General features: G+C 65.2%; 22 protein-coding genes. 4 read left to right on the forward strand and 18 right to left on the reverse strand.

Annotated elements, in window-relative coordinates:
• Positions 1–12 precede the first annotated feature (12 nt).
• The 10 genes from RBR52_RS00130 to RBR52_RS00175 all read right to left on the reverse strand — a co-directional run bounded on the left by RBR52_RS00130 (position 13) and on the right by RBR52_RS00175 (position 10,265).
• Positions 13–174 (reverse strand): hypothetical protein, encoded by a 162-nt coding sequence (locus RBR52_RS00130; protein ID WP_320375146.1) that lies wholly within the window; start codon positions 172–174, stop codon positions 13–15.
• Positions 171–914 (reverse strand): High-affinity Fe2+/Pb2+ permease, encoded by a 744-nt coding sequence (locus RBR52_RS00135; protein ID WP_320375147.1) that lies wholly within the window; start codon positions 912–914, stop codon positions 171–173. The genes RBR52_RS00130 and RBR52_RS00135 overlap by 4 nt, the downstream gene beginning before the upstream one ends.
• Positions 911–2,005 carry an ABC transporter ATP-binding protein gene (locus RBR52_RS00140; RefSeq protein ID WP_320375148.1) on the reverse strand — a complete coding sequence of 365 codons (1,095 nt, stop codon included), beginning with the start codon at positions 2,003–2,005 and terminating at the stop codon, positions 911–913. The genes RBR52_RS00135 and RBR52_RS00140 overlap by 4 nt, the downstream gene beginning before the upstream one ends.
• On the reverse strand, positions 2,002–3,714 hold the full coding sequence (locus RBR52_RS00145; protein WP_320375149.1) for an ABC transporter permease: 1,713 nt from the start codon (positions 3,712–3,714) through the stop codon (positions 2,002–2,004). Before RBR52_RS00145 ends, RBR52_RS00140 begins: the two co-directional genes overlap by 4 nt.
• A gap of 277 nt (positions 3,715–3,991) precedes the next feature.
• Positions 3,992–5,023 carry an ABC transporter substrate-binding protein gene (locus RBR52_RS00150; protein WP_320375150.1) on the reverse strand — a complete coding sequence of 344 codons (1,032 nt, stop codon included), beginning with the start codon at positions 5,021–5,023 and terminating at the stop codon, positions 3,992–3,994.
• On the reverse strand, positions 5,023–5,775 hold the full coding sequence (locus RBR52_RS00155; RefSeq protein ID WP_320375151.1) for an energy transducer TonB: 753 nt from the start codon (positions 5,773–5,775) through the stop codon (positions 5,023–5,025). Before RBR52_RS00155 ends, RBR52_RS00150 begins: the two co-directional genes overlap by 1 nt.
• Positions 5,772–6,179: a biopolymer transporter ExbD gene (locus RBR52_RS00160; protein ID WP_320375152.1), complete on the reverse strand. Its 408-nt coding sequence runs from the start codon at positions 6,177–6,179 to the stop codon at positions 5,772–5,774. The genes RBR52_RS00155 and RBR52_RS00160 overlap by 4 nt, the downstream gene beginning before the upstream one ends.
• 93 nt (positions 6,180–6,272) lie before the next feature.
• Positions 6,273–6,989: a MotA/TolQ/ExbB proton channel family protein gene (locus RBR52_RS00165; RefSeq protein ID WP_320375153.1), complete on the reverse strand. Its 717-nt coding sequence runs from the start codon at positions 6,987–6,989 to the stop codon at positions 6,273–6,275.
• Positions 6,990–7,073: 84 nt separating this feature from the next.
• Positions 7,074–9,431, reverse strand: coding sequence for a TonB-dependent receptor (locus RBR52_RS00170; protein WP_320375154.1), 2,358 nt, complete (start codon positions 9,429–9,431; stop codon positions 7,074–7,076).
• Between the two features lie 153 nt (positions 9,432–9,584).
• Positions 9,585–10,265 carry a winged helix-turn-helix domain-containing protein gene (locus tag RBR52_RS00175; RefSeq protein ID WP_320375155.1) on the reverse strand — a complete coding sequence of 227 codons (681 nt, stop codon included), beginning with the start codon at positions 10,263–10,265 and terminating at the stop codon, positions 9,585–9,587.
• A gap of 77 nt (positions 10,266–10,342) precedes the next feature.
• Between RBR52_RS00175 and RBR52_RS00180 the strand changes: the two genes are divergently transcribed.
• The gene (locus tag RBR52_RS00180; RefSeq protein ID WP_413818272.1) at positions 10,343–11,203 is read left to right on the forward strand and encodes a DMT family transporter; all 861 of its coding nucleotides are present in this window, start codon (positions 10,343–10,345) and stop codon (positions 11,201–11,203) included.
• Positions 11,204–11,246: 43 nt separating this feature from the next.
• Here RBR52_RS00180 and waaC read toward each other — a convergent pair whose 3' ends face one another.
• From waaC to RBR52_RS00205, 5 genes are all read right to left on the reverse strand, one after another.
• A complete protein-coding gene (gene waaC, locus RBR52_RS00185; protein ID WP_320375156.1) occupies positions 11,247–12,263 on the reverse strand; it encodes a lipopolysaccharide heptosyltransferase I in 1,017 nt (338 codons plus the stop codon).
• Complete coding sequence (locus RBR52_RS00190) at positions 12,260–13,159, reverse strand: Kdo hydroxylase family protein (protein ID WP_320375157.1); 900 nt, start codon at positions 13,157–13,159, stop codon at positions 12,260–12,262. The genes waaC and RBR52_RS00190 overlap by 4 nt, the downstream gene beginning before the upstream one ends.
• Positions 13,160–13,193: 34 nt before the next feature.
• Entirely contained in the window at positions 13,194–13,706 is a 513-nt protein-coding gene (locus RBR52_RS00195; protein ID WP_320375158.1) for a TIGR00645 family protein, read from the reverse strand.
• Between the two features lie 50 nt (positions 13,707–13,756).
• A complete protein-coding gene (gene metG / locus RBR52_RS00200) occupies positions 13,757–15,901 on the reverse strand; it encodes a methionine--tRNA ligase (protein ID WP_320375159.1) in 2,145 nt (714 codons plus the stop codon).
• 70 nt (positions 15,902–15,971) lie between these two features.
• Positions 15,972–18,065, reverse strand: coding sequence for an FUSC family protein (locus RBR52_RS00205; protein WP_320375160.1), 2,094 nt, complete (start codon positions 18,063–18,065; stop codon positions 15,972–15,974).
• Between the two features lie 78 nt (positions 18,066–18,143).
• Here RBR52_RS00205 and RBR52_RS00210 point away from each other — a divergent pair, with 78 nt between their 5' ends.
• Positions 18,144–19,148 (forward strand): 2-dehydropantoate 2-reductase, encoded by a 1,005-nt coding sequence (locus RBR52_RS00210; RefSeq protein ID WP_320375161.1) that lies wholly within the window; start codon positions 18,144–18,146, stop codon positions 19,146–19,148.
• Between the two features lie 254 nt (positions 19,149–19,402).
• Here RBR52_RS00210 and phaP read toward each other — a convergent pair whose 3' ends face one another.
• Both phaP and RBR52_RS00220 read right to left on the reverse strand, forming a co-directional pair.
• Positions 19,403–19,975, reverse strand: coding sequence for a TIGR01841 family phasin (phaP, locus tag RBR52_RS00215; RefSeq protein ID WP_320375162.1), 573 nt, complete (start codon positions 19,973–19,975; stop codon positions 19,403–19,405).
• A gap of 248 nt (positions 19,976–20,223) precedes the next feature.
• Positions 20,224–21,246 carry an inositol monophosphatase family protein gene (locus RBR52_RS00220; protein ID WP_320375428.1) on the reverse strand — a complete coding sequence of 341 codons (1,023 nt, stop codon included), beginning with the start codon at positions 21,244–21,246 and terminating at the stop codon, positions 20,224–20,226.
• Between the two features lie 62 nt (positions 21,247–21,308).
• Between RBR52_RS00220 and RBR52_RS00225 the strand changes: the two genes are divergently transcribed.
• Together RBR52_RS00225 and cysE are read left to right on the forward strand one after the other, a co-directional pair.
• Positions 21,309–22,091 (forward strand): RNA methyltransferase, encoded by a 783-nt coding sequence (locus tag RBR52_RS00225; RefSeq protein ID WP_320375163.1) that lies wholly within the window; start codon positions 21,309–21,311, stop codon positions 22,089–22,091.
• A gap of 77 nt (positions 22,092–22,168) precedes the next feature.
• On the forward strand, positions 22,169–22,936 hold the full coding sequence (gene cysE, locus RBR52_RS00230) for a serine O-acetyltransferase (RefSeq protein WP_320375164.1): 768 nt from the start codon (positions 22,169–22,171) through the stop codon (positions 22,934–22,936).
• A 506-nt stretch (positions 22,937–23,442) separates the two neighbouring features.
• Here cysE and RBR52_RS00235 read toward each other — a convergent pair.
• Positions 23,443–25,323 (reverse strand): phage major capsid protein, encoded by a 1,881-nt coding sequence (locus RBR52_RS00235; protein WP_320375165.1) that lies wholly within the window; start codon positions 25,321–25,323, stop codon positions 23,443–23,445.
• Position 25,324: the final 1 nt, after the last annotated feature.

Consider the following 25,324-nt stretch of genomic DNA (forward strand, 5'->3'; position numbering starts at 1 on the left):
CGATGGAGGCGATCAGCGTGCCTGCCAGAACGCCGCGGCGATGAGCGCGGCCACCAGCACCCAGCCGCTCGATGCTGGTAGCCACTGCGCCGCGCCCCAGGCCAGCACCACGGCAACAGCCACCGAGGCCACGTTGCGCGCATCGCCAAAAATGAGTTGCAGGACTTTTTTCATGCGCGGGCTCCTTGCGCGGCGAGCTGTGGCACGCGCAGCTTGAAGGCCGACAGCCGTCCGGCTACGGCGTACACCGCGAACAGCAACAGCAATGTGGCGTCGCCCAGCGGCCAGACCTTGGCTTCATCGAGCAGTCCGCCCAGGCTCCAGAAGGTGCCGAAGGCCAGCAGCGCGCAGGCCACGGTGAACTTGAGGGTGTTCTCGGGCACCTTGGTCAGCGGGGCGCGCAGCACCAGGCCCACGGCGACGACCGCGAGCAGCGCGGCCACGGCGCTGCCCGCGGCCTGTCCGTAGCTGATGGTGCGGCCCAGCGCCACCACCAGCAGCCACACTTCCAGCCCTTCGAGCAATACGCCCTTGAACGCCACGGCCCAAGCGACGCGGGCTTCGGCGTGGTCGATTTTCTCGCGGGTTTCGGCAAATTCCTTCGCTTCGTCGTGCAGCCTGGTGCGCCCGGCGTAGCGGCGGATGGCCTTGACATACCAGCGCAGGCCGAACAGCAGCAGAAACAGGCCAATGGCGGCGCGGATGAGGTCGATGTCGGCCTGCACCACATTCAGCCCCACTCCGGTGACGGCGATGAGCGCGGCCACCAGCGCCAGCGCGGCGGCCGCGGCCCCGGCGGCGCGCGCCCAGCCGATGGTCAGCGCCACCGCGAGCACGATGGTGAAGGCTTCCACCCATTCGACGGCGGAGGCCAGGAAGATGGCGGTCATTCCGCCCCATTGGGTTGCATTCATGCAGCGAGTTCCTCGGTGGTTTTTAGGGAGTCTGTGGGGTAAAGCAAGGCTTGGGCCGCGGCGATGCGCAGGGTGATCGGACTGCCCGCAGCGGGGGCGTGTGCGTCGGGCACGGGCAGACGCAGAATCACGCCGTGCAGGTCGAGGCGCAGTTCGGTGTGCTCGCCCACGGTCAGTCGACCCAGCACGCGCGCTTGCACCTGCCAGTGCGGCGCGGCGGCGTCCGCATCGACGTGGGGCAGATGCAGCGCCGAACTGCGCAGGTACAGGGCGTGGGTTGCGCCGGCTCGATCTGCGCAGCCAGGGGGTGCGGCCACTTCGCCCCAGGGCGCGTGCAGCTTGTAGCCGTGAAGCCGCACCGGCCACGGCCCATGCGCGCCGGTGAAGCGGGCGACGAACTCGGTTTTCGGCTGGCGCAGCAAGTCGCGCGGACTGCTGAGTTGCAGCAGACGGCCCTGCGCCATCACCCCCACGCGGTCGGCCAGCGCCAGGGCCTCGCGGTGATCGTGGGTGATGTAGAGCGCGCTGATGCCGTGTTCGCGCACCACGTTGCCGATCAGGTCACGCAGTTCTTCACGCATCCCGGCATCGAGGTTGGACAGCGGCTCGTCGCACAGCAGCAGCCGGGGCTTGACCGCCAGCGCCCGCGCCAGCGCCACGCGCTGCTGCTGGCCGCCGGACAGGGCGTGCGGGTGGCGCTCGGCCAGATCGGCCAGACCGACGTCGGACAGCATGGCGCGCGCCTGTTCGCGCGCTGCGCTGCGGCCCAGACGGTGCAGCGGCAGCGCGACGTTGTCCTGCGCGCTCAGATGCGGCCACAGCGCGTAGTCCTGGAACACCATGCCGAGCTGGCGCTGCTCCGGCGGCAGGAAGGGGCCGCCTGCGGCGTCGATCACCGTAGGCCCCAGGCGCATGCTGCCGCCATCCAGCCGTTCCAGCCCGGCCACCAGCCGCAGCAGCGTGGTCTTGCCCGAGCCAGAGGGGCCGAGCAGGCAGAGGATTTCGCCTTCGTGGAGTTGCAGGCTGAGATCGTGCAGCGCGGTGGTCGCGCCGAAGCGCTTGTGAGCGGAGTCGATGTGCAGCAGGGTCATGTCCGGTCGTGCCCAAGGTGACGCCAGGCGGCGGGCGTAAAGCGTTGATAGGCCCAGCGCGCCAGCAGGGCGAAGGCCAGCAGCACCGCCATGCCCAGCACCTGCAGCCGCGCCTGCTGATGCAACTGGAAGCCGCCGGCGTATTGCAGCAGCGCCACCGCCAGCGGTGGATGGCCGGCCGGATAGAGCAGTTCCGAGGCGGGCAATTCGAAAGCGATGGACAGTACCGCCAGCAGCCAGCCATAGAACAGCGCCCCGGCCAGCAGCGGCAGGTGGATGTGGCGCAGGGTTTGCAGCCGCGACAGTCCGTGCACGCGCGCGGCGTCGCCCAGCGAGCGGTGCAACTGCGCCACCGGGCCCATGAGCACGCGGCTGGTGGCGGGCACGGCCAGCGCCACATACGCCATGCCCAGCAGCAGACTGCCGCCATACAGCGGGGCGTAAGGCTGGTTGTAGGCCTGCAGATAGGCGGCTGCGAGCACGATCAGCGGCAGCGCCATCATCGCCAGCAGGGCCACGTCGAGCAGGCGGCCCACCCGGCCCGGACGGGAGATCAGCCAGGCGATGGGCAGGGCGATGCACACCGTCAGGCTCGCCGCGACCAGCGCCAGTTGCAGCGAAAACTCCACTGCGGCCAGCAGCGGCGGCAGCGCGGCGGCGATTTGCTCCCAACCCGCCTTGGGCCAGGCCACGCCCAATGCGGCAAAGCTGGGCAGGCCCAGGGCGAAAGCGCCCAGCGCGATCAGCGCCGCGCCATGAATCAACTGATCGCTGGCCCGCAGCCGCACCCGCGCTGCCGGTCGATGTTTGGCGCCCAGGGTTTGATGCTGGCTGGCGCGCTGCCCGACGCGGTGTTGCAGCACCAGCGCGGGGATGACCAGGCCGAGCAGCAGCCAGGAAGCGGAGGCGGCCAGCGGGAAGTTCAGCGGCATGCCGTTGACCGCCTGATAGATGGCATAAGTCCCCATGGTGAAACCGCTGCTCGCCCCGAGTGTGGCGACCACGGCGAAGTTGCGCAGCGATTCGGCGTAGGCGATGGCAAATCCCGCAGCCAATGCAGGCAACAGAGCGACGAGTCCGAGCCGCAGCCGCCAGAGCCGAGAAAGGCCATGCACCCGCGCCGCCTCCTGCTGCGCCGCGCTGGTGTGCCGCAGGCTGCCTTGCGCCACCAGAAACACATAGGGCACGACCTTGAGTACCAGAGTGATGATGATGCCCACCGGGCCGAGCAGCAGTTGCGCGGCGTGCAGCGCGGCGGGCCAGGACGCCAGCGGGCCGATGGGCGCAGCCAACAGCATCCAGCCTGAGGCGAGAAAGAAGTCGGGGAAGATCAGCAGCAGCCACACCCCGGCTTCGATGCCGCCGCGCCCGCGCAGATCGGTGCGCTCGCGCAGCCAGGCCAGCCACAGGCCGAAGGGCAGGGCAAGCAGGCCCACGGTGAGCGCCACCCACAGCGAATTGAACAGGGCGTGGAGTTCGTAGCCCTGGAAGGCGTGCCTCAGCGGAGCAAGCGTGGGCCGCAGGTCGCCTTGCAGCAGATGCGGCACCCAGGCCGAGAGCAGAAAGCCCAGCAGCGGATAGGCCCACAGGGCAACGAACACGGCGGCTGCCAGCAGCAGCCCCAGACGCAGCGCCCAGCGACGCAGGATCAGGGCGAGCGCACCAGGCCCACCCCACCCCGGCCCTCCCCACGCGTGGGGAGGGAGCAAGGCAGGCGCTGCGGTGTTGTCGCCTCCCCCGCGAGTGGGGGAGGCCGGGAGGGGCATCGTTGCTTCGGGCGCAGCCCAGATCTCACCTCCCCCACCCGTGGGGGAGGCCGGGAGGGGCATCGTTGCTTGGGGCGCAGCCCAGATCTCACCTCCCCCACTCGTGGGGGAGGCCGGGAGGGGCATCGTTGCTTGGGGCGCAGCCCAGATCTCACCTCCCCCACTCGTGGGGGAGGCCGGGAGGGGGATGCTGCGTGTTCGCATGGCAGACATCAGCCGTTCAGCGCGCAATGTGTGCGGTGAACCAGTCGATCACCTGCGGCTCTTTCGGCCCCCACACGGCGGGGTCGAGCACCAGCGGCTGCACCGTGCCCAATTGCTTGAGGCTGGGCAGCGCGTCGGCGCCTTCGAGCAAGGGCAGATAGTTGGAATCGGCGTTGGCATCGCCCTGCTGCATCGCGGCCTGCCCTGCTGGAGACAGCACCCATTGCACGAAGCGCCGGGCCTGTTGCTGCAGGGGGCCGGAGACTTGCCTGCCGATGGCCAAGTCGGACGGCAGCACGGTGGAGGGCGCGGGTGCGACGATGCGCAGGCCGGGCATCTCATGCAGAAAGCCGATGGCCGCCGAACTCTGCACCACGGCGGCGTCGATCTGGCCGTATTGCAGCGCGCGCAGGGTCACGCTGTTGGTCGGAAACACTCTGAGACCGTTGGCCTTGAGGCGCTCGAAATACGCCTTTCCGGGGGCTTCACCGAGATGTTGCAGCAGGCCGGCGACCAGCGGGTAGGTCGGCCCGGAGATGGCCGGATTGTCCATGCCGACCTTGCCGCGCAGCGCGGGCTTGGCGAGATCGTCCCAGGTCCTGGGCCAGTCGGCTGGGGCGATGGCCTTGGGGTTGTAGAGGATGACGCCGGCATAGGTCACGCCTACCGGCTGCCAGCAGTGACTGGGCCGGATGAGCTGTTTGCCCAGAGGGGTGTAGCGCACGTCGGGCGCCCAGCCGCACTGCAGCAGCTTGTCGTCGGCGAAGGTCTGCATGGCCTGATTGCCGTCGAGCCAGAGCACGTCCCACTGCGGGTTGCGGCTCTCGGCCTGCACCCGCGCCAGCAGCGGGCCGGTGCTCAGGTGGATGAGGTTGACCGGAATGCCGGTGGCCTGGGTGAAGGCATGCGCCACATGCTGGTCATAGCCCATCGCGCCGTACACGGTGAGGGTGGCGGCGTGCGCCGTGGAGAGCGCGGCGCAGCACAGGGCGGTGCCGCACAGCAGGCGCGAAGCGCTTTTGAAAGCGGTACGGAACGAGGTCGACATCAGGAATCGCTCAGGTGAAACCGCACCCAGATGGTGAAGGCCAGGGTCTGGCCCCGCAGTTCCTTGGGTGTGGCGGGATAGGGGGCGTTGCGCACGGCGTCGAGCGCGGCATGGTCGAGCAGATCGGCGCCGCTGGAGGTGACCACGTGCACCCGGCTCACAGTGCCGTCGCGGAAGTCGAAGCCCACCAGCGTCTTGCCGGTGAGCTGCATCATGCGCGCGGCCTGCGGATAGCGCACCGCCGCCTGAATCGCGCTGCGCAGCTCGGCCTCGAAGGTTGCCTTGATCGAGGCCACGTCGGGCGCCGGGGGCGCGGGAGGCGGAGGCGGGGCGGGCGGCGTGGGCGCGGCCACGGGCATGGCGGGCTGGGTGTCGGGCACGGGCGCAGGCGGCGCTTGCACCTTGGGTGTGGGTTGAGGCGGCGGAGGCTGCACCGGTTTGGGTTGCACCCTGTGCACGATCGGCTTGGGCTGCGGCTTGACCACCGGCTTGGGGATGGGCTTGGGCAGCGGTTTCGGCTCAGGCGGCTTGGGCGCGGGCGGGGTCACGGTCTTGGGCGCAGGTTTGGGCGCTTCGAGCACGATCTGGATGGGCGGCGGCGGGGGCGGCGGTGCGGGCTGACTGCTCCACCAAACGATGGCGCCGATCAGCGCCGCTTCGAGCAGCAGGGCCGCCAGCGCCGCCACGGGCCAGCGTTTGCCGTCCTCGTCTTCGCGCCAAGGGGCGGGCGCGTGATGCAAGACCGCGTTCATGATCCGCTGCCACCGGCTTGACGCGCTGCCAGTCCGATCCTGGTCACACCGGCCACGCGGCAGGCGTCCATGACCGTCATGAGTTGCTGCAGCGAGACGTCCTCTTCTCCCGCAATGGTGACCTGCAGTTCATCGGTGTCCGGCTTGCTCTTGAGCAAGGCGGTGAGTTGCTGTGGCGACAGCACCTTGCCTTCAAAGTGAATGGCGCCGTCCTTGTCCACCGCCAGGGTGATCTGCGGCTTGGGTAGGCTCTGCGCGGTGGAACTGGTGGGCAGGCGCGAGGCGATGCCGGCGTCGGGGATCATGTGCAGCGTGACCATGATGAAAAACACCAGCAGGAAAAACATGATGTCGATCATCGGAATGATCTCGATGCGGGCTTTCTTGGCTTCGAAGTACTTCATTGGGCGGTCAAACAAAAATGCCGCGGCCATGACGCCGCAGCGCAAGCGTGCGAACTCCAGCGCACGCGACCTGGAGGGGTTGTGGAATCAGTTTCAGGCCATCTTCTGCTGCAGCGCGCCGGAAGGCTGCACAGCGGCACGCGCCGCCTGTCCACTCTGCGCTACCACCACCGGTCGCACGCCGCCTTCGCGGTAATGCGGATACATGCGGTTGGTCAGCATGAGCTTGATGCGCTCCAACTGATGCATGACCAGGCGCACGCGCTGGTTCAGGGCGTTGAACGCCACCAGCCCGAGCACGGCGATGAACAGTCCAGCGGCCGTGGCCAGCAGCGCCTCGCCTACGCCGCCGGTGACGGCCTGCGTGGCCGCCCCCGGATTGGACAGTGCCGAGAAGGTGTTGAACATGCCGATGATGGTGCCCAGCAATCCCAGCAGCGGCGCCAGGGTGACGATGGTGTCGAGCATCCACAGGCCCCGGTCGATGCGCGGCGCCTGATCCATCACCGCCTCCTCCAGACGGTCGGAGAAATGATCGAGCGGATCGGCCATATCGTGCTGCAAGGCGACGGCGACGACCTGCGCGGCGGGAGACGCAACGTCGGCCTCGACCTTGTCCTTGAGCTGCTTGACGTCGATATGGGCCTGGCTCTTGAGCTCGCGCACCCAGCCCTTGGCCGAGGCCAGCATGCGCGAGATCGTCCAGAAGCGCTCGACGCTGACCGCCAGCGCGATGAACAGCAGCACAGCCATGAGGTAAAGAATGCCGCCCGAGGTCTGGGCGAGGTGGGTGAGGGTGTCGAGAGACATGGGGAAACTCCAGGACTGAAACGAAAAAGCGAACAACTTAGCCGGGGTTCGTGACAGCGTGACGAACCACGGCTCATCGTGTCATCACTGGAAAGGCACAGAGAAATTCACCATGAAGCTGCGGCCGGGTATGGTGTAGAAAAGCGGGATGCCGTTGCCGGTGGAGCCGGCATATTTGCTCAGCTTGGTGTTGTTGAACAGGTTGAACACCTGCACGCCGACCTTGGTGCCGTGCGGCAGGAAGCCGCTGTCCTGCACGGTGTAGTTGATCGAAGCGTTCGCCACGGTGGACGCCGGGATCGGTAAGACGGGGGTGTTGCCGTGCTTGGTATCGATGGCGCCGTAGTTGCTGCCGATGTATTTGGCCATGACAGAGGCGAACCACGGGCCGCGGTTGTAGATCAGGCCGAGAGCGGCCGTCTTTTCGGGCACCTTGGCCAGTTGCAGGCCGTTGGAGTTCTGGCGGGCGCGGTTGTAGGAGGCATTGCCGTAGGCGCTGAAACCGCCGCCCACGTAATAGGTCGCCTCGGCTTCGATGCCGCGGTATTTCGTCCCCCCAATATTGGTGAAAAAGGTATTGCTGCCGACTTTGACCTGCTGCACCTGATTGGAGAAATCGATCGAATACACGTCGCCGGACAGGGTCAGGCGTTGCGAACGCCAAGTCGATCCCAACTGATAGTTGGTGGTCTGCTCGGGCTCCACGCCGCTCGTTCCCAAGGACGGGTTGGGGATGTAGTAGAGGTTCTCGTTGGGCGCCAGATAGCCCTTGGAGGCCTGGGCATACGCGCTCCAGTTGGGCGCGATAGCGTAGTGCAGTTCCACCGCAGGAAGCACTTTGCTCCAGGTCTGCGTGTAGTCCAGCGGCACCTTGCTCTTCTGTTCGACGGGCGCATTGTCGTGGCGCTGGAACCAGACGTACTTCAATCCACCCCGCAATTGCAACTGGGAGGTGATGTTCCAGTCGTACTGCACATAGGGCTGGGCCACGGTGAACGTGCCGTTGATCAGACGGTCGATGGCCTTGCTGTAGCCGTTGGGGTAGGTGCTGCCCGGCTTGACGTTGAACGCACCGTTGTTGGTGAAGTCAATCTCTGCCTGATAACGGTGATAGGTTTGGTAATTGGCCCACAAGCCATAGTGCAGTTCACCCGGGCCGAGCGCCTGCTTCAGGCGCAGCAGGTCACCCCAGTTGCGATAGTTCAGGTACATCTGCTGCCCCGGAATGTTGTTGGCGCCATAGACCGTGCCGTTGGGCGTGTCATAGCCTTTGGGGAAGGTGCCGTCCGGGTTGATGCAGTTCACCTGGCCATAATCGCAGCCACCGCCGTTGGGGTCGAGGCCGTTCCAGCCGCTGTGGTAGTAGGCGTAGGTGTAGAGCTTGTTGTCGATCTGCACAGAGCCCACGCTGGACTTGAAGCCCAGATATTCGAAATCGCTCTGAAAGTCGTCGTAGTTGTAGCCGGTATAGGCCTGGCTTTGCGGGTTGCTGCTCAGGTCGTAGCTCGGACCGAACTTCTGGATTTGCCCCGGCAGGCTGCTGGTGTAGGGCGGTTTTTCGGGCGCCACATAGGGGGAAGAGGTCGATCCCACAATGGCCGCGTTGCCGCCGCTGTTGCGGTTGACCATGGACACGAAGGTCAGCAGCGAGTTGTCGCCGACTGGTCTTTCTGCCTTGATGAACAGGTTCTTGCGCCGGATGCTCGCGCCGGACAGGTAGCCGTCGCTCTTGAGATGGCGGTAGTCGATGAAGGCGCGCAGGTCGCCGTAGTTCTTCATCACCCCGGTGTCGAATTCGGCGCCGAGCATCGCCGTGCCGAAGCTGCCGAAACTGCCGTACAGCGTGGTTTGTGGTTTGTCCAGGGGTTCTTTGGTGAGCAATGCGATCGTTCCGCCAAAAGTGGCGTAGCCGATGGTCGACGCATTGCCCGGGCCGCGATCCACAATGATCTGGCCGATGTCCTGAGGCATGAAGTATTCGGCCGAGTGATGGGTGAAGTCGTTGGCGTCACCCACCGGAATGCCGTCCCAGGTCAGGTTGTATTGACCATCGGTGAAGCCGCGGATCGACAGGCCCTTGCTGTTGCCCAGACCCGGGCCGTTGGGTTCGATGTCGACCACGCTGGGGGCGATGCTGACGATATCGGAGTAATTCGCCGTGGGCGCCTGGGTGTTTTCGATGTAATGCTTGTTGATGATGGACTGCGGCTGCGCCGCCTTGAGCGAGCCTTGCGTGGGGGCCTGATGCGGCGCGCTTTCCTGTCTGGCTTTTTCGCGCTCGGCGGCGGTCTGGCCACTGCCGCCTTGCGCCCCCGCCTGCACCGTACCCAGGCTCTCTGGAGCGGTCTGAGCGTGGGCTGCGGCGAAAGGCAGCGCGAGCAGTGCGGCCAGGATGGATTGGGTGAGCCGGGTTTGCTGGAAAGAGGGTCGGTGGCGAGTCATGGCGGCTTGCTTCCTTTGACGATTCTCGGAGTGGGTTGACGAAAGCTGTCATTCCATTCCTGAGATATGTCTGCGGGGTTGCAAGAACCTGTCCGAATGCTGTCTGACGGTATCGAAGATGTACACAAATGTTGACAGTGCGAATGCTTCTCTTCACTGCATCGGCCTCTCCGTGGCCCAGCGATACCCCGCGCCATGAACGGTTTGCACGCGGTGATGCAGATCGTGGGGACGAAGGTGCCGGCGCAGACGGGCGACGGCGGTGTGCACGGTGTCGGCGTGCGCGCGCGCCGGAATGTCCATCGCCAGCCGCAGCTCCTGGGGGCTCAGGATGTCGCCGGATCGCACACCCAGCGTCCACAACAACTGAAATTGCTGCGTGGGCAGGTAGAGAGGGCGATCGTGAATGCGAAGGGTGCGGGTTTGTCCGTCGAGTTCCAGATGCGGTTCCAACCGGATTCGGCCCTCAGTATGCAGCGTGATGCGTTCTCGAAGGCGCGCGAGCTGGGCGCGGATGAGGGCGGGCGGACTGTCGATCGGCAGCAGCGCATCGGCGCCGGCCTTCAGCGCGGCCATCGCGCCGGGGGAGGCGCAGTCCGGCAGAAAGACGATGACACGCGATGCCTGCCCTCCGAGAGGATGGCGCAGGCGCATCAGCCAGTTGGTCAGCGCATGCACGTCTTCGCCGCTCGCGGCCAGCGCTGCCCAGGCATCGCCAGTTCTCAATCGCCGCAGCGCTTCATTCGCGTCCACCGGCTGGCTGTTCGTGTCCTGGCAGGGCGAGGCGGTGGAGGCGAACTGCAGCGACAGAACGGAATGTTTGACCGGCGCCATCTTGGCAATGGGTTGGCAGATGAGCGCTCAGTTTGCGCAACGGCTTTGACAAATTCGTGACAGACTGGCCCACTACCATGCACGGGATGCAAACCGGGTCGAAAGCCAATCTATATGCCCTCGGCGCCATCGCGCTGTGGGCCTCGCTCGCTACGCTGGGAGTGGCGCTCTCCCATGTGCCCGCCTTCGCGCTGACCGGGCTGGCGCTGATCATCGGCAGCGTGCCCACCTGGAGCCACTGGCGACAGTGGAAGAAGGTTTCGCGCACGGCGTTGGCGCTGGGGGTTTACGGGCTGTTCGGCTTTCACTTTCTGCTGTTCATCGCCTTGCGCCATGCACCGCCGGTGCAGGCCAATCTGGTGAATTACCTCTGGCCCTTGTTCATCGTGGTGCTGGCGCCGCTGCTGCTGCCCGGAGTGCATCTGCGTCCGGCGCATGTGCTGGCGGCTGGCCTGGGTTTTCTGGGGGCGGGGCTGGCGATTCTGGGTGGCCGCTCGGTGGAGGCGGCTTGGGCCTGGGGCTATGTTCCGGCGCTGGGCTCGGCACTGATCTGGGCCACGTTTTCGCTCGGCAGCCGCCGCATGGCGCAGTCGGGCAGGGGGTTTCCCACGGCGGCGCTCGGGCTGTTCGGCCTGATCTCCGGGGTGCTCGCGCTGGGGTGCCATGTCGGGCTGGAGCCGCCGATGCAGATCAGCCTGCGTGACGGCTTGCTGATCGCGGTGATGGGGCTGGGGCCGCTGGGCGGCGCCTTTCTGCTGTGGGATCGGGCGCTCAAACTGGGCGATCCGCGCACCATCGGGGTATTGAGCTACCTCACGCCGCTGGCTTCGACCTTGTTGCTGATCGTCGTGACCGGGCGGACACTGACGATCTGGATTGGCTTGGCGACGGTGTTGATCGTGGGCGCCGCGCTACTGGCCATGCGGGTGAAGGATTGAGTTTTTTATCGTGTCCGGCAGGTGGGCTGCGGGCGCAACCGCTTCAGCGCAGGGCTTCGACGGCTTGCCAGACCGCGTCGATGTCCGGCGTGACGCCATCGCCTCCGAGGGTGCGCGCCAGATTGGACGAAGTGGGGGTGAACAGTTCCGGCCCGGTGCTGACGAACAGGCCGATTACCGGACGACGCAGCGCCGCGGCGAGATGGGTGAAGCCGGTATCCACCCCGATCACCAGCCGGCTCTGCGCGATGATGGGCAGCATGTCGAGCAGGCTCAAACGATCGAGAATTTGCGCGCTGCCTGCGGGCAGGTCGGCGACGATGCGCTGCGCGCGTTCGTGTTCGACGGTGTTTCCCCAGGTCAATTGCAGCCGCAGGCCGGAGCGCACCAATCGGGCGGCGAGCGCCTGCCAGTGGTCGAGCGGCCAGAGTTTTTCGGGCTTTGAGGCGCCATGCGCGAGGAAGACGGTATCGTTCTCTGCAGCGTCTGGCTCGTGGGCGTAGCGCTGATCGATCGCATAGTCCACAGGGCGTCGCAGGTCGGTGTCGAGCACGTCGCGGGCAAACACCCTCCGGCCTTGGGTGCCGTGCAAGCCGACGGGGCGTGCGTAGTGCAGGTGGTAGGCGCGGGCGGCGAGCGGCTCGCCGCCGCAGTCCTGGGCGCGATAGCCCACGCGCAGCGCACCGCGCGCCAGGCGGCAGACGATGGCGCTTTTGAGCACGCTGTGCGGGTCCCAGATCAGGTCGTAGCGCTGCGCGCGCAGTTCGCGCAGCGCGGCGCGCAATTCGCGCCATGCGGCCAGGCGGCGTTGCTGCTGCAGCGCCTTGAGCGGCAGGGCAAAGACGTGACGCACGGCGGGATGCAGCCGCGGAATGTCGGCAAAGCGGGAGTCGACCGCCCAGTCGATTTCGAGGTCCGGCCAGCGCGCGGCGATGTCGGACACGGCGGGCAGGGTCTGCACCTGATCGCCCATGGCGGACAACTGCACCAGCAGAATGCGCCGGGGGGCCGTTGGCAGGGCGCCTTGCCCCCACTGCAACGGAAACTGCCCCTGCGTCATGCGGCAGGCAGCAGGGCCTTGCCCATCAGGTCTTCCAGCAGCTTGAGCGGCGCGGTGTGCGGATAGAGCTGATGCCTGGGTTCGAGGTAGAAGGTCTGCTCCATCATGTATTGCCCGCCCATCACGGCGTGCAGCACCTGATCGGAGAACACCACCCAGGTCGTGCCCGGAGCAAAGTCCACGCTGCGTTGCGGCGATTCGTGCTGGTAGGCGAGGTCGGCCTTCATCTTGTCATGCAACTGCAGCATGTAGTGGTCGTAGTCGGTGCGGTGCGACTTGGTGATCTTGAGGGCGCGCAGCACCGCAGCCGAGCCGGGCAGGGGGGGCGTGAGCCGGGGCGCGAAACGCTGCAGGAATTCGGGGAAAGGCTCGCCTACCCGCCACTGCCTGGGCCGCCCTTCGGGGTTGAGGTTGGTGAACACGCGCAGCAGTCGCGCGCCGTGTACCGGGTTGGACGCAAAGGCATCGACGTGCAGCCGGGTATCGTCCTTGCGCCAGCTCGTCTCGCGGCCTTCGACCTGGATCGGACGGTACGAGGCCTTGGCCGCACGCAACTTGCCACGGTAGTGCGGAAACAGCCGGTCGACCAGGCTTTGGGCCTGGTTGGAGAAGCGCTGGATCATGTCGCGCAGTTCGGTCTGGTCTTGCGCGCTGCCAGACGCCCCACGAATGCTGCCGTCGTCGCGCAGGCTGATGTTCTTCGCCCGGCCGTCGCTGATTGCGGGGGTGAGAAAGCGCTGTTCGCTCGCACTCAGTTCAAAATGCAGTTGCTCAAAGCACAGCACATGGCCGGCTTCGAGCAGGTGTTCGACCCCGGTGGTGGGGGCGCGCTCGGAAGGGCTGGCGTCCCAGGCCGTGTCGGGAAAGTTGCGAAGGGTGTCGTCGATTGCTGCCATAGGGCCTCCTGCAAAAAAACACAGACTAAGGCGCTCAGTGATTGTCGGCCTTGATCCCCGACAGGCGATCCATCAGCGCGAACATCACGCCCGAGAACACCAGCACCAGATGGATGATGATGGCCCAGAGCATGTCGTCGCGGCTGGCTTCGCGCACATTGATGAAGTATTTGAGCAGTTCGACCCCCGAAATCGCCACGATGGAGCCGATCAGCTTGAGCTTGAGGTCGGAAAAGGTGACATGGCCCATCCAGCTCGGGCGGTCTTCATGGCCGCCGGTGTCGATCTTGGAGACGAAGTTCTCGTAGCCGGCAAAAATGATGATGATGAGCAGATTGGCCACGAGGGCGATGTCCACCAGCGACAGGATGGCCAGCATGGCCTCCCCGCCGCTGCCGGAAAATACCACCGATACCGCGCCGACGAAGGTTTTGACGAACTTCACCAGCAGCAGGGCGATGCCCAGCACCAGACCGAGATAGAACGGCGCCAGCAGCCAGCGGCTGCCGAAAATCAGGACTTCCAGAGCATGTTCGATGCGTTTCATGGGGCTTTGCGAAATGAGGAGGGAAGGCGGTCGACTGTAGCGAGGCTGCGTTACCGCACGCGCATGCCGGGCTGCGCCCCGGCGTGCGGCTCAAGAATGTAGAGGCCGGGCTGGGCCTTCTCATCTGCGCTGCTGGCGGCCAGCACCATGCCTTCGCTCACGCCGAACTTCATCTTGCGCGGCGCGAGGTTGGCCACCAGCACGGTGAGCTTGCCAATGAGATCTTCGGGCTTGTAGGCGCTGGAGATGCCGGAGAACACATTGCGCGTGCGCGGCTGGCCTTCCGGCGTGGTCTCGCCGACGTCGAGGGTGAGGCGCAGCAGCTTGGTCGAGCCTTCCACGGCTTCGGCATGCTGGATGCGGGCGATGCGCAGGTCGATCCTGGCGAAGTCGTCGATGGTGATGAAGGGGTCTGGCGTGGCGTCGGCAGGCGGTGCTGGGGGCGTCATGGGCTGGGCCGGGGAGGGCGTTGAGGCGGACGTTTCAGTCTCGAACAGGGCGTCGAGGCGCTTGGGGTCGATGCGGTGCATCAGGTGCTGATAGGGCGCGACGTGCTGTGGCAGCTCGGCGGCGTCGCTCCAGGCAAAATCGCGCTCCAGCCCGAACAGCTCGCGTGCCACGCGGGCGGTGAGCGCGGGCAGTACCGGCGTGAGCATGACCGACAGCAGCCAGAACCCCGCCAGGGCCCGCGAGCAGGCGTCCTGCAACTCGGCGCGGCGGACCTCGTCCTTCGCCAGAATCCAGGGCTGGGCGGCATCGAAGGCCGTGTTGATGCGGTCGGCATGGGCCATGATTTCGCGCAGCGCCCGGGCATATTCGCGCGCTTCATAGGCGGTGGCCACGTCGTCGGCCAGCGCCCTGGCCGCATCGCGCAGCTCAGCGGTGTCGTGGGCGTAGCCCAGCTTGCCGTCGAAGTACTGGCTGATGAATTTGGCGGCGCGGCTGGCGATGTTGACGTATTTGCCGATCAGATCGCTGTTGACCCGGGCGAGAAAGTCATCCGGCGTGAAATCCACGTCTTCCACCCGCCCGGTGAGTTTGGCGGCGAGGTAGTAGCGCAGCCACTCGGGGTTGAGGCCGATGTCGAGATACTTCAGCGGCGAGATGCCCGTGCCGCGGCTTTTGCTCATCTTCTCGCCGCCGACGGTGACGAAGCCGTGCACATGGATCTGGCTGGGTGTTTTCCGCCCGGAAAAGTGCAGCATCGCGGGCCAGAACAGGGTATGGAAATACACGATGTCCTTGCCGATGAAGTGCACCTGCTCCACTGCCGGGTCGGCCATGAAAGCGTCGAAACTCTGCGTGGTGCGCGAGGGCGCATGCCAATGCTGTGCGGCCTGGCCCTTGTCGAAATGGTTTTTCAGGCTGGCCAGGTAGCCGATGGGGGCGTCGAGCCAGACGTAGAAGTATTTGCCCGGCGCGTCGGGAATCTCGATGCCGAAGTAGGGCGCGTCGCGCGAAATGTCCCAATCGGACAGGCCGCCGTGGCCGCTTTCGTCGGTGGCGAACCACTCGCGCACCTTGTTGAGCACTTCGGTCTGCAGGTGCGGCTGGCCGTGGGCGTTTCTGGCCTGCGTCCATTCGCGCAAAAAGTCGGCACAGCGGTCGGAGGAAAGCTGAAAGAAATAATGCTCGCTCTTGCGCAACTCGGGCGTGGCGCCGGAGAGCGTGGAGTAGGGGTGCTTGAGTTCGGTGGGGGCATATACCGCGCCGCAGACCTCGCAGGCGTCGCCATACTGATCGGCCGCGCCGCATTTGGGGCACTGGCCTTTGATGTAGCGATCGGGCAGGAACATGCCCTTGACCGGATCGAAGAACTGCTCGATCTCGCGCACGGCGATCAGGCCGTTCTTGCGCAGCGCGCGGTAGATGTCCTGCGCGAGTTGGTGGTTCTCGGGGGCGTCGGTGTTGTGCCAGTTGTCGAAGCGGATGTGAAAGCCGTCGAGGTATTGCGCCCGCCCTGCGGCGATGTCGGCGACGAACTGCTGCGGCGTCTTGCCGGCTTTTTCGGCGGCGATCATGATGGGTGCGCCGTGGGCGTCGTCCGCGCCGACGAAGTGCACCTCGTGGCCCTGCATGCGCTGGAAGCGCACCCAGGTGTCGGCCTGGATGTATTCCATGATGTGGCCGATGTGGAACGGGCCGTTGGCGTAGGGCAGGGCGGTGGTGACGAAGAATCGGCGCTTGGGGGTCATGGTGAATGGGTGGGGTGCGCCCGGCTGGGAGCGCCGCGGCGTGCGCACGTTGCCGCGCAATCGGCTTATTTTAGGGGCTTGCAGGTGCAAGGATCTGGCGCGACAGCCGGGCGATGGTGCGTCCTTGGGCTTCGATCTCGCGCAGCCTGCGCTCGATCGGGGTGTCGATGACGCCGCCATCCGTCGCCTCGGCGCACGCCGCCTGCCCCTCCAGGCCGAGGCAGTCCTGGAGCAGGGCGAGGCTGCGGCGCAGGCGGGTCTGCTCGGCGGCAGGCAGCACCCGATCGCCCCGTTGCGCCCGAAGCACGCGCAAGGTGGCGAGGTGGGCGCCGAGCAGATCGGTATGGGCGATGAAGGCGGCGAGTTCGCGCCGCATGCGCTGATGCTGGCGCGGCTCTTCCAGCATGCGGGCGTGCAGGCCGCCCACGGCGGCGAGCGCGTCCTGAATGCGCTTGCGCTCGCGGCGGTAGTTCAGATCGCTGACCTGTTGCGGATCGAGCACGGCCTGCGCATAGCCCAGCGCGGCGCGCTGCAGGGCCTCGACCTGGCGGCGCAGATCATTGGCCTCCCAGCGCGGCAGCACGAAGCTGAAGGCCCAGGCCAGGGCCGCACCGATCAGCGTGTCCTGCAGGCGCTGCGTGACCAGGAACGGCGCGCCCGGCTCCAGCAAGGCCACGAGCAGCAGGGCGTTGACGCTGGCGAACAAGGCGGTGAAGCGGTAGTTGAGGGTGATGAAGGTGCGCGCAAAGGCCAGCGAGATGAATACGCCCGCTGTCATCACGCCCAGCGACGGGTGGGTGGACAGCAGCGCGGCGACCAGCGCGCAGCCCAGCAGCGTGCCCAGCACACGGTCTTTGATGCGCTGGCGGGTGACGCTGTAATTGGGCCGCAGAATCACGCCGATGGTCAGCAACACCCAGTAGTCGTACGGGTGGTAGGGCAGAGTGCGCAGCACCAGTTCGCCCGCGAACAAAGCCAGCGCCAGGCGGATGGCGTAGCGCAGGATGGGCGACTCGAACCGGATCGATTGCCGCAGCGCCTGCGGGTCGTAGCGTAGCGGGCTGAGAAAGGCCTGCAGATCCATGCCCAGGAGCGGATCGGTATCGGGCTGCGGGTGAGTCTGTGGTGTTGCCGTCAACAAGTCAGTGATGCGCTGAAACTTGTCCGCGCTGGCGCGCAAGGCCATGCGCGCCTGGGCGAACTCGGCGCTGGGCTGGCTGGGCTGCAGGGTGGCGAGCGCGTGCTCGATGGTTTCGGCACAGGGCAGGCGAGCGGGCAGGGCGTCTGGGCGCGTGCCGCGCAACAGGGCGTCGGCGCGCTGATCGAGCGCATCGCCGATGCGCCGCGCCCAGTCGCGCAGCGCATCGGGCACCGGGGTGGCGTCGAACTGCTTGAGGATCAGATCGACGTCGGTCTGGCTGGCCAGCAGGGCTTCGTTGATCTCCAGCAGCACGATGAGCCGCGCGGCCAGGGCGCGATCGGCCGCGGTCCTTACGTCGCGCAGCACGATGTCGCGGGTGTTCTGCAGGGTGTTGCTGATCGCGGTGAGTTGCGCTACCGCGTCACTCAAGTCCGATTCCTGCGGGCCGCCGATGTGGTTGGCCAGCCAATGCGCAAACTGACCCAGTTGCGCCAGCAACTCGGCCAGCGCCTGCTCCTTGGTGCGCCGGCGCAGCCAGCGCGCCAGCAGCAGGGCATAAGCCGTGTAGAGCAATGCGCCCAGGAAAAACAGCGCCACGGCCGCAGCCAGATGCACCGGACCTGGCATCGGCGGAAAGCCCAGCGTGATGACCGAGATGAACAGCACGCTGAAACTCATCGCCAGCGCCCTCTGGCCCCAGACTGCGATCAGACCGCTGACAAAACCCAGCAAGGGAAGGAGCACGATCTGCACCGGCGGCCACCACAGGCTGGCGCCGACCAGGGCGAACGCCGCCGTGCTCATCATGCTGGTGAACAACAACTCCACGCGCTTGACGCGGGTGGGCGCCGGGTTGTCGGCGAAACACACCGTGAGCGCGCCGCTGCCCAGAGCCATCGCGGGGCCCAGCCCGGCCAGCGCATGAGTCGCCAGGCCCAGTATGGCCACGCCCACGGCCGACACCAGACCGCTGGTGAAATAGCGTCCGTACAGCAGAATGAGGACTTGTCGGGGCGTGAGCATGGGAACGTTTGGGCATGCTATTGTGATTCAACGGGGCGTATTTTGCGCAGCATGGAGTCTGAACCGAGGAGCATGAGCATGGCAGCATCCTGGAATATTCTGGTCGTCGGCGCAGGCGCTGTGGGCGGTACGCTGGCCGTGCGGCTTGCGGCTGCCGGGCACGCTGTGAGCGTGCTGGCGCGCGGCGAGCATCTGCAGGCCATGCGCCGCAGTGGGCTGTGTCTGGAAGACCCGCAAGAGCGCGTTTGCGTCGAGGTGCGGGCCAGTGACGATCTGGCCGATTTCGCACCGCAAGACCTGGTGATTCTGGGTCTGAAGGCGCATCAGCTCGGATCGGTTCTGCCGCAGCTTCGCCCTTTGCTGCAGGCGGATACGGTTGTGCTGCCAGCGATCAATGGCGTGCCCTGGTGGTATTTCCACGCCGATACCAGCCCGCAGGCCCGTACAGCGCAGGGGCGCACGACCCATCTGGAAAGCATCGATCCCGGTGGACGCTTGCTGCATGCGATCGACCCCGCGCATCTCGTGGGGTGTGTGGTGCATGCCAGCGCCGAAGTGGCCAGCCCCGGCCTGATTCGCGGCAACGGGCAATATCGCTATGTCATCGGCGAGCCCTCGCATGCACGCAGCACGCGGGTGCAGGCGCTTGCCGACCTGTTGCGCTCGGCGGGATGCGACCCGGAGATCACTGAGCGGATACGCGATGCGATCTGGATGAAGCTCGTCGGCAATGCCACCTTCAACCCGGTGGCCGCGCTCACGCGATCGCGCATGAATGCGATCTGCGACAACCCGGAACTGGTTGCCATCATCCGCGAGGGCATGGCCGAGATCATGGGTCTGGCGCGCGCTTATGGCTGCGACCCGATGGTCAGCATCGAGCAACGCATCGACATCGCCCGAGGCATCGGGCCGGTCAAACCGTCCACCCTGCAGGATCTGGAACGCGGTCGCGCGTTGGAAATCGCCGCGCTGCTCCATGCCCCGCTGGAAATGGCACGCCTGGCGGGGCATCCCATGCCGACCCTGCAGATCTTGAGTGCCTTGCTGGGCGAGCTCGATAGGCAGGTTTGCAGGCATTGAATGCGGCCATTGCGCGCAACGAACGCTCGCGGGACAAAAAAAGAGCCGGTCGGAGACCGGCTTCAAAGGTACCTTGAGGGTACCGAGGAGACAACTGATCGGGTCAGGCGGCGTATTGGGTTACCTCTTGCCGGGTTACCCCTTGTCGCCCGTGCCCATGTCGAATCAACGCAGCGGTGCAGCGAAAGTTGACTGGCTCCGCAGCGCGTTGGATAAAGTAGACGATATCGATCCGCAACGACAAACGGCAGCCCTCAGGCTGCGGCGCGTTTGGCGGCGGAATTGCCGGAATTGCGCGCGGTGGACTGCGCGGCCTTCATCGCGGTACTGGTGACCGCATTCATATTGGCCTCAACCGCTTCGGCGGCTTGTTTGGTCACTTTCTGCACCGAGTCGTAGGCGTTGCTGGCGGCATTCATGGCGCTTTTCATCATGGCCACGGCGGTTTCCGAGCCGGCAGGCGCGTTCTTGGCGGCGGTTTCAGCCAGTTCCATGAATTTCTTGTGGGTTTCAGAAATTTGCGACTCGGCGGTCTTGGCCAGTTCAGCCTGGGCGCCGGAGGCGATTTCGTAGGCATGGCGGGAGTAGGAAAGCGCCTTCTCGGCCATCGGTTGCATCCAGCCCGATTGCAGGGCCGACAGTTCTTGCAGATCTTTGACCGACAGCAAGGCCAGGGTGTGCTCGGCGTTTTCCTGCAGAGTCGTCTTGGCGGCCTGCATGTTCAGGTCGATCAATTTTTCCATGTGGTCCATGGATTTGGCGGCCAGGTCGAAAAAGGCTTCGAACTGGGCTTTTTGCGTTGCGGTGAATTGCTCGGGGGTCATCATGATGTCTCTCCTGGGTTGAAGGCGCTGGCTTTCGGTTGGCTGCGAAAAGTTAGCTGAGAAAGTAAGTTGCCAAGGGGTGCAGCCAACACATTCTGAACCCGCAACAGTGTCACTGAGATGACAGTCTGACAAGGTTCACTTGTGCAGTGCACAAGCGCTATTGTAGAGACGTCGAATTGAATTGCAAGAAAAATTTGTGCACTGCAGCAAAAAAACTGGAATCTCAATGATTTCAATAGGTTGTATCTTCAACCCTTGTCTCGCCTGGGTTTATAGACGGATGGCGGCAGAGATTTTTCCGCTGTCCTGGGTTTGGCGACATCGCTTGCCTTGATGCGCTGCGACACAGCTTTTGCTCTTTTCTCTGGAACGGCCAAAGTGCCGATTTTCTTGCCCGAAGCCGCCTTCATCAAAGTGATCTGCGCGTCGGTCACATTCGGATCCGAGGCGGGGGAGGTGTGCCCGCCCGCAGACCGGGAGGCTTTGGAGAAACGCTGCAGCAGGCCGACGATCTGTCCATAGACGCGGGGTGTGGCGGCCACCACTTCTCCGGTGAAGAGAAAGTCGCCTTCCCCGGCAAAATTGCCCACCAGACCACCGGCTTCGGTGATGAGCAGGCTGCCTGCGGCGATATCCCAGGGTTTGAGACCGCTTTCAAAAAAGCCGTCATAGCGTCCGGCGGCCACATAAGCCAGGTCGATGGCTGCAGCGCCCGGTCGGCGCAGGCCGACGCAGCGCTGGGCCACGAGCTTGAACATTTCGAGATAGGTGTCGATATCGTCGTTCTTGCGGAACGGAAATCCGGTGCCGATGAGGCTGTCTTCCAGCCGCACCCGGTTGGATACGCGGATGCGGCGGCTATTGAGAAACGCTCCGGCGCCGCGCGTGGCGGTGAAGAGTTCGTCGCGGGTCGGGTCGTACACCACGGCCTGCTGCACCACGCCGCGATGGGCCAGGGCGATGGATACGGCGTACACCGGCATGCCGTGAATGAAGTTGGTGGTGCCGTCGAGCGGGTCGATGATCCACTGATATTCCGATGCGGCATCACCAAAGGTACTGCCCGTCTCTTCTCCCAGAATGCCATGCTGCGGAAAGGCCTTGAGCAGTACGTCGATGATGGCCTGCTCGGCAGCGCGATCGACTTCGGTCACAAAATCATTGGCCGCTTTTTGTGCGACGCGCAACAGATCGATGTCGAGGCTGGCGCGGTTGATGATTTTGCCGGCTTCGCGCGCGGCGCGAACAGCCACATTGAGCATGGGGTGCATGGTGTCCTGAAGCGCCACAGCGACAATGGCGCAAAAATGATCCGGGAAGTGACAAAGAACAGATGAAACCTGCGCATTTTATCGATGCCGATACGGCCAGGCCCGCCCGGTCGCCCGATGCCACGGTCTTCGTGCTCGTTGGCGCCAGTCATCCGGGCAACGTCGGCGCTGCGGCGCGCGCGCTCAAGAACATGGGCTTCGACACGCTGCGCCTGGTGGCGCCGCGATTTGCGGATGTGCTGACCCAGCCCGAGACCCTGGCCTTCGCCAGTGGAGCGGAAGATGTGCTCAGGTCTGCGCGTGTGCATGGCGAACTGCCCGACGCCGTGGCCGATTGCGGTGTGGTCGTGGCTCTGTCGGCCCGGGTGCGCGATTTCGGCCCACCGCTGCACACGCCGGAGTGGTTGCCGCAACTCGCGCGCCGCAGTGCGGAGCAGGGACGGCGCGTGGCTTTTGTTTTTGGCAGTGAACGATTCGGGCTCAGCAATGCCGATGTTTATCGCTGCGATGCCCTGCTGAGCATTCCGGCAAACCCGGCCTACACCTCGCTCAATCTCGCGCAGGCGGTGCAGGTCATCGCCTGGGAGTGGCGCAAGGCGGTCGGCCTGCACGCTGTGCAGCCTGCCCAGGCCGAGAGTGTCGCGGCGACGGCAGGCGAGATCCAGGGGATGATGACTCACGTCGAACAGGCCTTGCTGGCGCTGGAGGTGCTCGATCCCGACGCGCCGCGCAAGCTTCTGCCCCGGCTGCAGCGCCTGGCCTCGCGGGCGGAACTCACGCGCGAGGAGGTGCAGATCCTCCGAGGGGTATGCACCGCCATTCTGCGCAAGGTGCCGCCGCGCTGATGTCGGCGTAAAGCAGGTTTGGCGCTCCTTCAATACACTGCCTTTTCCTTTCATTCGCCGCAAAGCCACCGATTCCCATGCTGCAAAGACTGCGTGAGACCATCCAGATCATCCTGGAGCGCGATCCTGCCGCGCGTTCGACCTGGGAGGTCGTCACCTGTTACCCGGGCCTGCATGCTTTGCTGTTTCACAGCGTGGCGCATGCGTGCTGGAGACGTGGCTGGCATTGGCTCGGGCGCTGGATTTCGCATTGGGGGCGCTGGCTCACCGGCATCGAGATTCATCCCGGCGCAACCATAGGACGGCGGGTGTTCATCGACCACGGCATGGGCGTGGTCATCGGGGAGACGGCGGAAATCGGCGACGACTGCACCATCTATCAGGGCGTGACCCTGGGCGGCACTTCGCTCTACAAAGGCGCCAAACGGCACCCGACGCTTGAAGCGGGCGTGGTGGTCGGCGCTGGAGCGCAAGTGCTCGGCGGTTTCACCGTGGGTGAGGGCGCGCGAATTGGTTCGAATGCCGTGGTCGTCAAGGAAGTTCCTGCCGGAGCGACCGCCGTGGGCAATCCGGCGCGCATCATTCAGAAGGACGTGGACCAGCAGCGCGAGGCCGCAGCTGCACGCATGGGCTTTTCCGCTTACGCCGTCACCCAGAACGGCGACGACCCGCAATCACGCGCCGTGCTCGGGCTGATCGACCATGCCGCGCAGCTCGAACACCAGGTCGCGCTGCTGTGGCAGGCGCTCGAGCGCAACGGTGTTTGCACGGCCGAAGCCTGTCCCCCCGAGGCGCTGCGAACCGAGCATTTCGACAAGGCCAAGCTGGAAAAACTGGTGGAATGACGACGAGCGGTCACGGGAGTAAGGGCGATGAGATGCAATCGATCGATGCGGATTTTGATTTGGCTATCGTTGGCCTGCCTTGGCCTGAGCGCCTGCGCTGCGTCGGAGCCGCCCGCAACTTCAGTGACGCGCAGTGGCGTGTCGACTGAGCACCGTTCCAGCATTACCCTCTATGGCGAACTGGACGAAGGCATCCTGTTTCGACCGTAAAGGAGGCTTTGTGCGCAATGCTTTTGCTCCATAAAGAGAAAAACAGGTGGCACATATTGGAATAAAAAAGCCCCACGTTTTTTTGTGGGGCTTTGAATTTGTTGGCTCCTCGACCTGGGCTCGAACCAGGGACCTACGGATTAACAGGCCTTCTTGAGCCTCTGCAAGGCGCGATATTACGCCAAAAGATACGCAACGCAAGGCAAAAAAAGGGAGGCCAGCGCGCCCGCACTGCCTCCCCACTCCGCCGGCCAAGAAGTTCAAGCCACACCGGCGGAGGTACTGCAACAATGGGGTCAGGACGTGAGCGCGTCCTTCATCACCACAAAGCTCTCGGCGTGGCGCACCGCCACATCGATGGTCTGCATGGCGCGCACCTGAACCGCACCCGCCTCATATGCACCGCTGGCGTAGGGGTTGGGCAGGATTTCCAGCACACCCCACTCGCCGATGATCAAATCCGACCAGTTGCCGAAGAGCACGGCGGAGCACTTTGCGGTCGATGCGCCCTTGGTCAGATTGCCGGGCACGTTGTTGCTGAACTCGGCGCGGTAGCCCAGGACACCGAATCCGGCGCCCGTCGAGGTCGTTGAGCCTGGCGCCGCCGAGGCCGGGGCGCTGTTCTCGTTGCTCAGGCCGCCACGGCCCGCCCACAGGTATTCTCCGGTGGTGGACTTCAGGCGGCTGAGCGCCCCCAGCACGGCGGGCGTGCTCAGGTAGCCCAGCGCGCCAGAATCGGCATTCGCGGCCGCAACGGCTGTGCTCATGTCGATCAGATGGTCGAAGGTAATCGGTGCCCCATCCGTGCCGCCCACAACCAAGCCCACGCCGGGCATGTTCAGAATGCCCATGGGCTGTGCCGGAACGCCTGTGCCTTGAATGGCGGCGGCGTCAATGGCGATGGCGATCTGCGCAACCATGTCGGAACGCACCAGCATTTCAGCATCGGGCGTGCCCTGCATCAGCAGGTTGCGAGACAGCACGCTGAGGCTGCCCACAGTCTTCGGCCGCAGCGAAACCGCATCGAAGGCCCCGGCGCCAGCCGTCAGCGCTTGCCCTTCGCTGATCCATTGCGCAGCTCCTGCAGCGGTGCGGCGCGGGATGTCCACATTGCCGACCAGGCCCGACAGGATCGTGGCACCCAGGCGCATCACCTTGCTTTGCGCCCGAAGCAGCTCGATAAAGCTGCCCGCTTGCAGATTGGTGGCGACCAGGGAACCCCCGGCTGCGCCGGTCAGGGTGTTGTAATCGCGGCGCTGGGGAACCAGCATATCCGGGGTGATGAAGACCCCCGCCGTATCGCGCCCGATGCGCCGCCCGATTTCACGCGAGACCTCGCGCTCGAATCCGGCGCGTGACCAGTCGCGATCTGCCGCGGCCAGGATGGCGCGGCTTACGGAATACCGACCACGATCCGACGCAGAGAGGCTGGAAGTGATACCGATGTCGGCGGCGCTATAGGTTTCGAGGCGCTGCTGCCGCTCGCCTTGCTTGATCAGATGATCGAGCACCACGCCGCGCACTTCGGTGAGCGGCATGCCGCTTTGCACCATGCGGCGCTGCGTCTCGGAGGGAATTTTGTGCAGGGCGCAAACGGCCTCGATTTCGGCGATGCGGGCGCGTTCTTGCTCGACGGCAGAGCGCTGCTCTTCCATCTCGGCTGATACCGCACGGCGTTGTGAACGGGTGAGGGTTTGGGTGTTGTTGTCGGTGTTCATGGTGGGATAGCTCCGAAAGAATCCCGCGTTGGGGTCGGCCGGTACGGAAACGGCGGACACCTCCAGCGGCTTGAATGGGAATCGCAGCGTTCGTCCGTCGCCTAGAGGCACGGGCTTGCCGGTGTATTCATAACCGACGGACACGCTGCGCAGAATGCCGTCTTGCACGTCCTGCAGCACCGCCTGCGCACGCGCCGAGTTGCCGAATCGAACCACGCCGCGCAGCTTCCGCCCATCGGTGCGCAACTGATCGACCACGCCAATCGGCAGGCCGCTCGAATCGTGCGATTCGATCAAGGGCAGCGGCGCCCGTGACAGATCAATCGATGCGGGCGAGTGGTCGAGCACTTCCAGGTAATCGCCCCGATCCACAGGCGTGTCGGTGGAGAGCGTGACAGGGACGGTTCGGCTTTTCGGGTCTGGCTTGCCCAGGGCAAGCTCTCGGGTTTGCAGGGTCACA

It is taken from the genome of Thiomonas sp. (assembly GCF_034007205.1).
In the GTDB taxonomy this organism is placed as follows: Bacteria; Pseudomonadota; Gammaproteobacteria; order Burkholderiales; family Burkholderiaceae_C; genus Thiomonas.

Excerpts from the sequence above, each read along its gene's own strand:
- RBR52_RS00130 (WP_320375146.1), bottom strand. The coding sequence starts at position 174 with ATGAAAAAAGTCCTGCAACTCATTTTTGGCGATGCGCGCAACGTGGCC.
- RBR52_RS00135 (WP_320375147.1), bottom strand. The coding sequence starts at position 914 with ATGAATGCAACCCAATGGGGCGGAATGACCGCCATCTTCCTGGCCTCC.
- RBR52_RS00140 (WP_320375148.1), bottom strand. The coding sequence starts at position 2,005 with ATGACCCTGCTGCACATCGACTCCGCTCACAAGCGCTTCGGCGCGACC.
- RBR52_RS00150 (WP_320375150.1), bottom strand. The coding sequence starts at position 5,023 with ATGTCGACCTCGTTCCGTACCGCTTTCAAAAGCGCTTCGCGCCTGCTG.
- RBR52_RS00155 (WP_320375151.1), bottom strand. The coding sequence starts at position 5,775 with ATGAACGCGGTCTTGCATCACGCGCCCGCCCCTTGGCGCGAAGACGAG.
- RBR52_RS00160 (WP_320375152.1), bottom strand. The coding sequence starts at position 6,179 with ATGAAGTACTTCGAAGCCAAGAAAGCCCGCATCGAGATCATTCCGATG.
- RBR52_RS00165 (WP_320375153.1), bottom strand. The coding sequence starts at position 6,989 with ATGTCTCTCGACACCCTCACCCACCTCGCCCAGACCTCGGGCGGCATT.
- RBR52_RS00170 (WP_320375154.1), bottom strand. The coding sequence starts at position 9,431 with ATGACTCGCCACCGACCCTCTTTCCAGCAAACCCGGCTCACCCAATCC.
- RBR52_RS00175 (WP_320375155.1), bottom strand. The coding sequence starts at position 10,265 with ATGGCGCCGGTCAAACATTCCGTTCTGTCGCTGCAGTTCGCCTCCACC.
- RBR52_RS00180 (WP_413818272.1), top strand. The coding sequence starts at position 10,343 with ATGCACGGGATGCAAACCGGGTCGAAAGCCAATCTATATGCCCTCGGC.
- waaC (WP_320375156.1), bottom strand. The coding sequence starts at position 12,263 with ATGACGCAGGGGCAGTTTCCGTTGCAGTGGGGGCAAGGCGCCCTGCCA.
- RBR52_RS00190 (WP_320375157.1), bottom strand. The coding sequence starts at position 13,159 with ATGGCAGCAATCGACGACACCCTTCGCAACTTTCCCGACACGGCCTGG.
- RBR52_RS00195 (WP_320375158.1), bottom strand. The coding sequence starts at position 13,706 with ATGAAACGCATCGAACATGCTCTGGAAGTCCTGATTTTCGGCAGCCGC.
- metG (WP_320375159.1), bottom strand. The coding sequence starts at position 15,901 with ATGACCCCCAAGCGCCGATTCTTCGTCACCACCGCCCTGCCCTACGCC.
- RBR52_RS00205 (WP_320375160.1), bottom strand. The coding sequence starts at position 18,065 with ATGCTCACGCCCCGACAAGTCCTCATTCTGCTGTACGGACGCTATTTC.
- RBR52_RS00210 (WP_320375161.1), top strand. The coding sequence starts at position 18,144 with ATGGCAGCATCCTGGAATATTCTGGTCGTCGGCGCAGGCGCTGTGGGC.
- phaP (WP_320375162.1), bottom strand. The coding sequence starts at position 19,975 with ATGATGACCCCCGAGCAATTCACCGCAACGCAAAAAGCCCAGTTCGAA.
- RBR52_RS00220 (WP_320375428.1), bottom strand. The coding sequence starts at position 21,246 with ATGCACCCCATGCTCAATGTGGCTGTTCGCGCCGCGCGCGAAGCCGGC.
- RBR52_RS00225 (WP_320375163.1), top strand. The coding sequence starts at position 21,309 with ATGAAACCTGCGCATTTTATCGATGCCGATACGGCCAGGCCCGCCCGG.
- cysE (WP_320375164.1), top strand. The coding sequence starts at position 22,169 with ATGCTGCAAAGACTGCGTGAGACCATCCAGATCATCCTGGAGCGCGAT.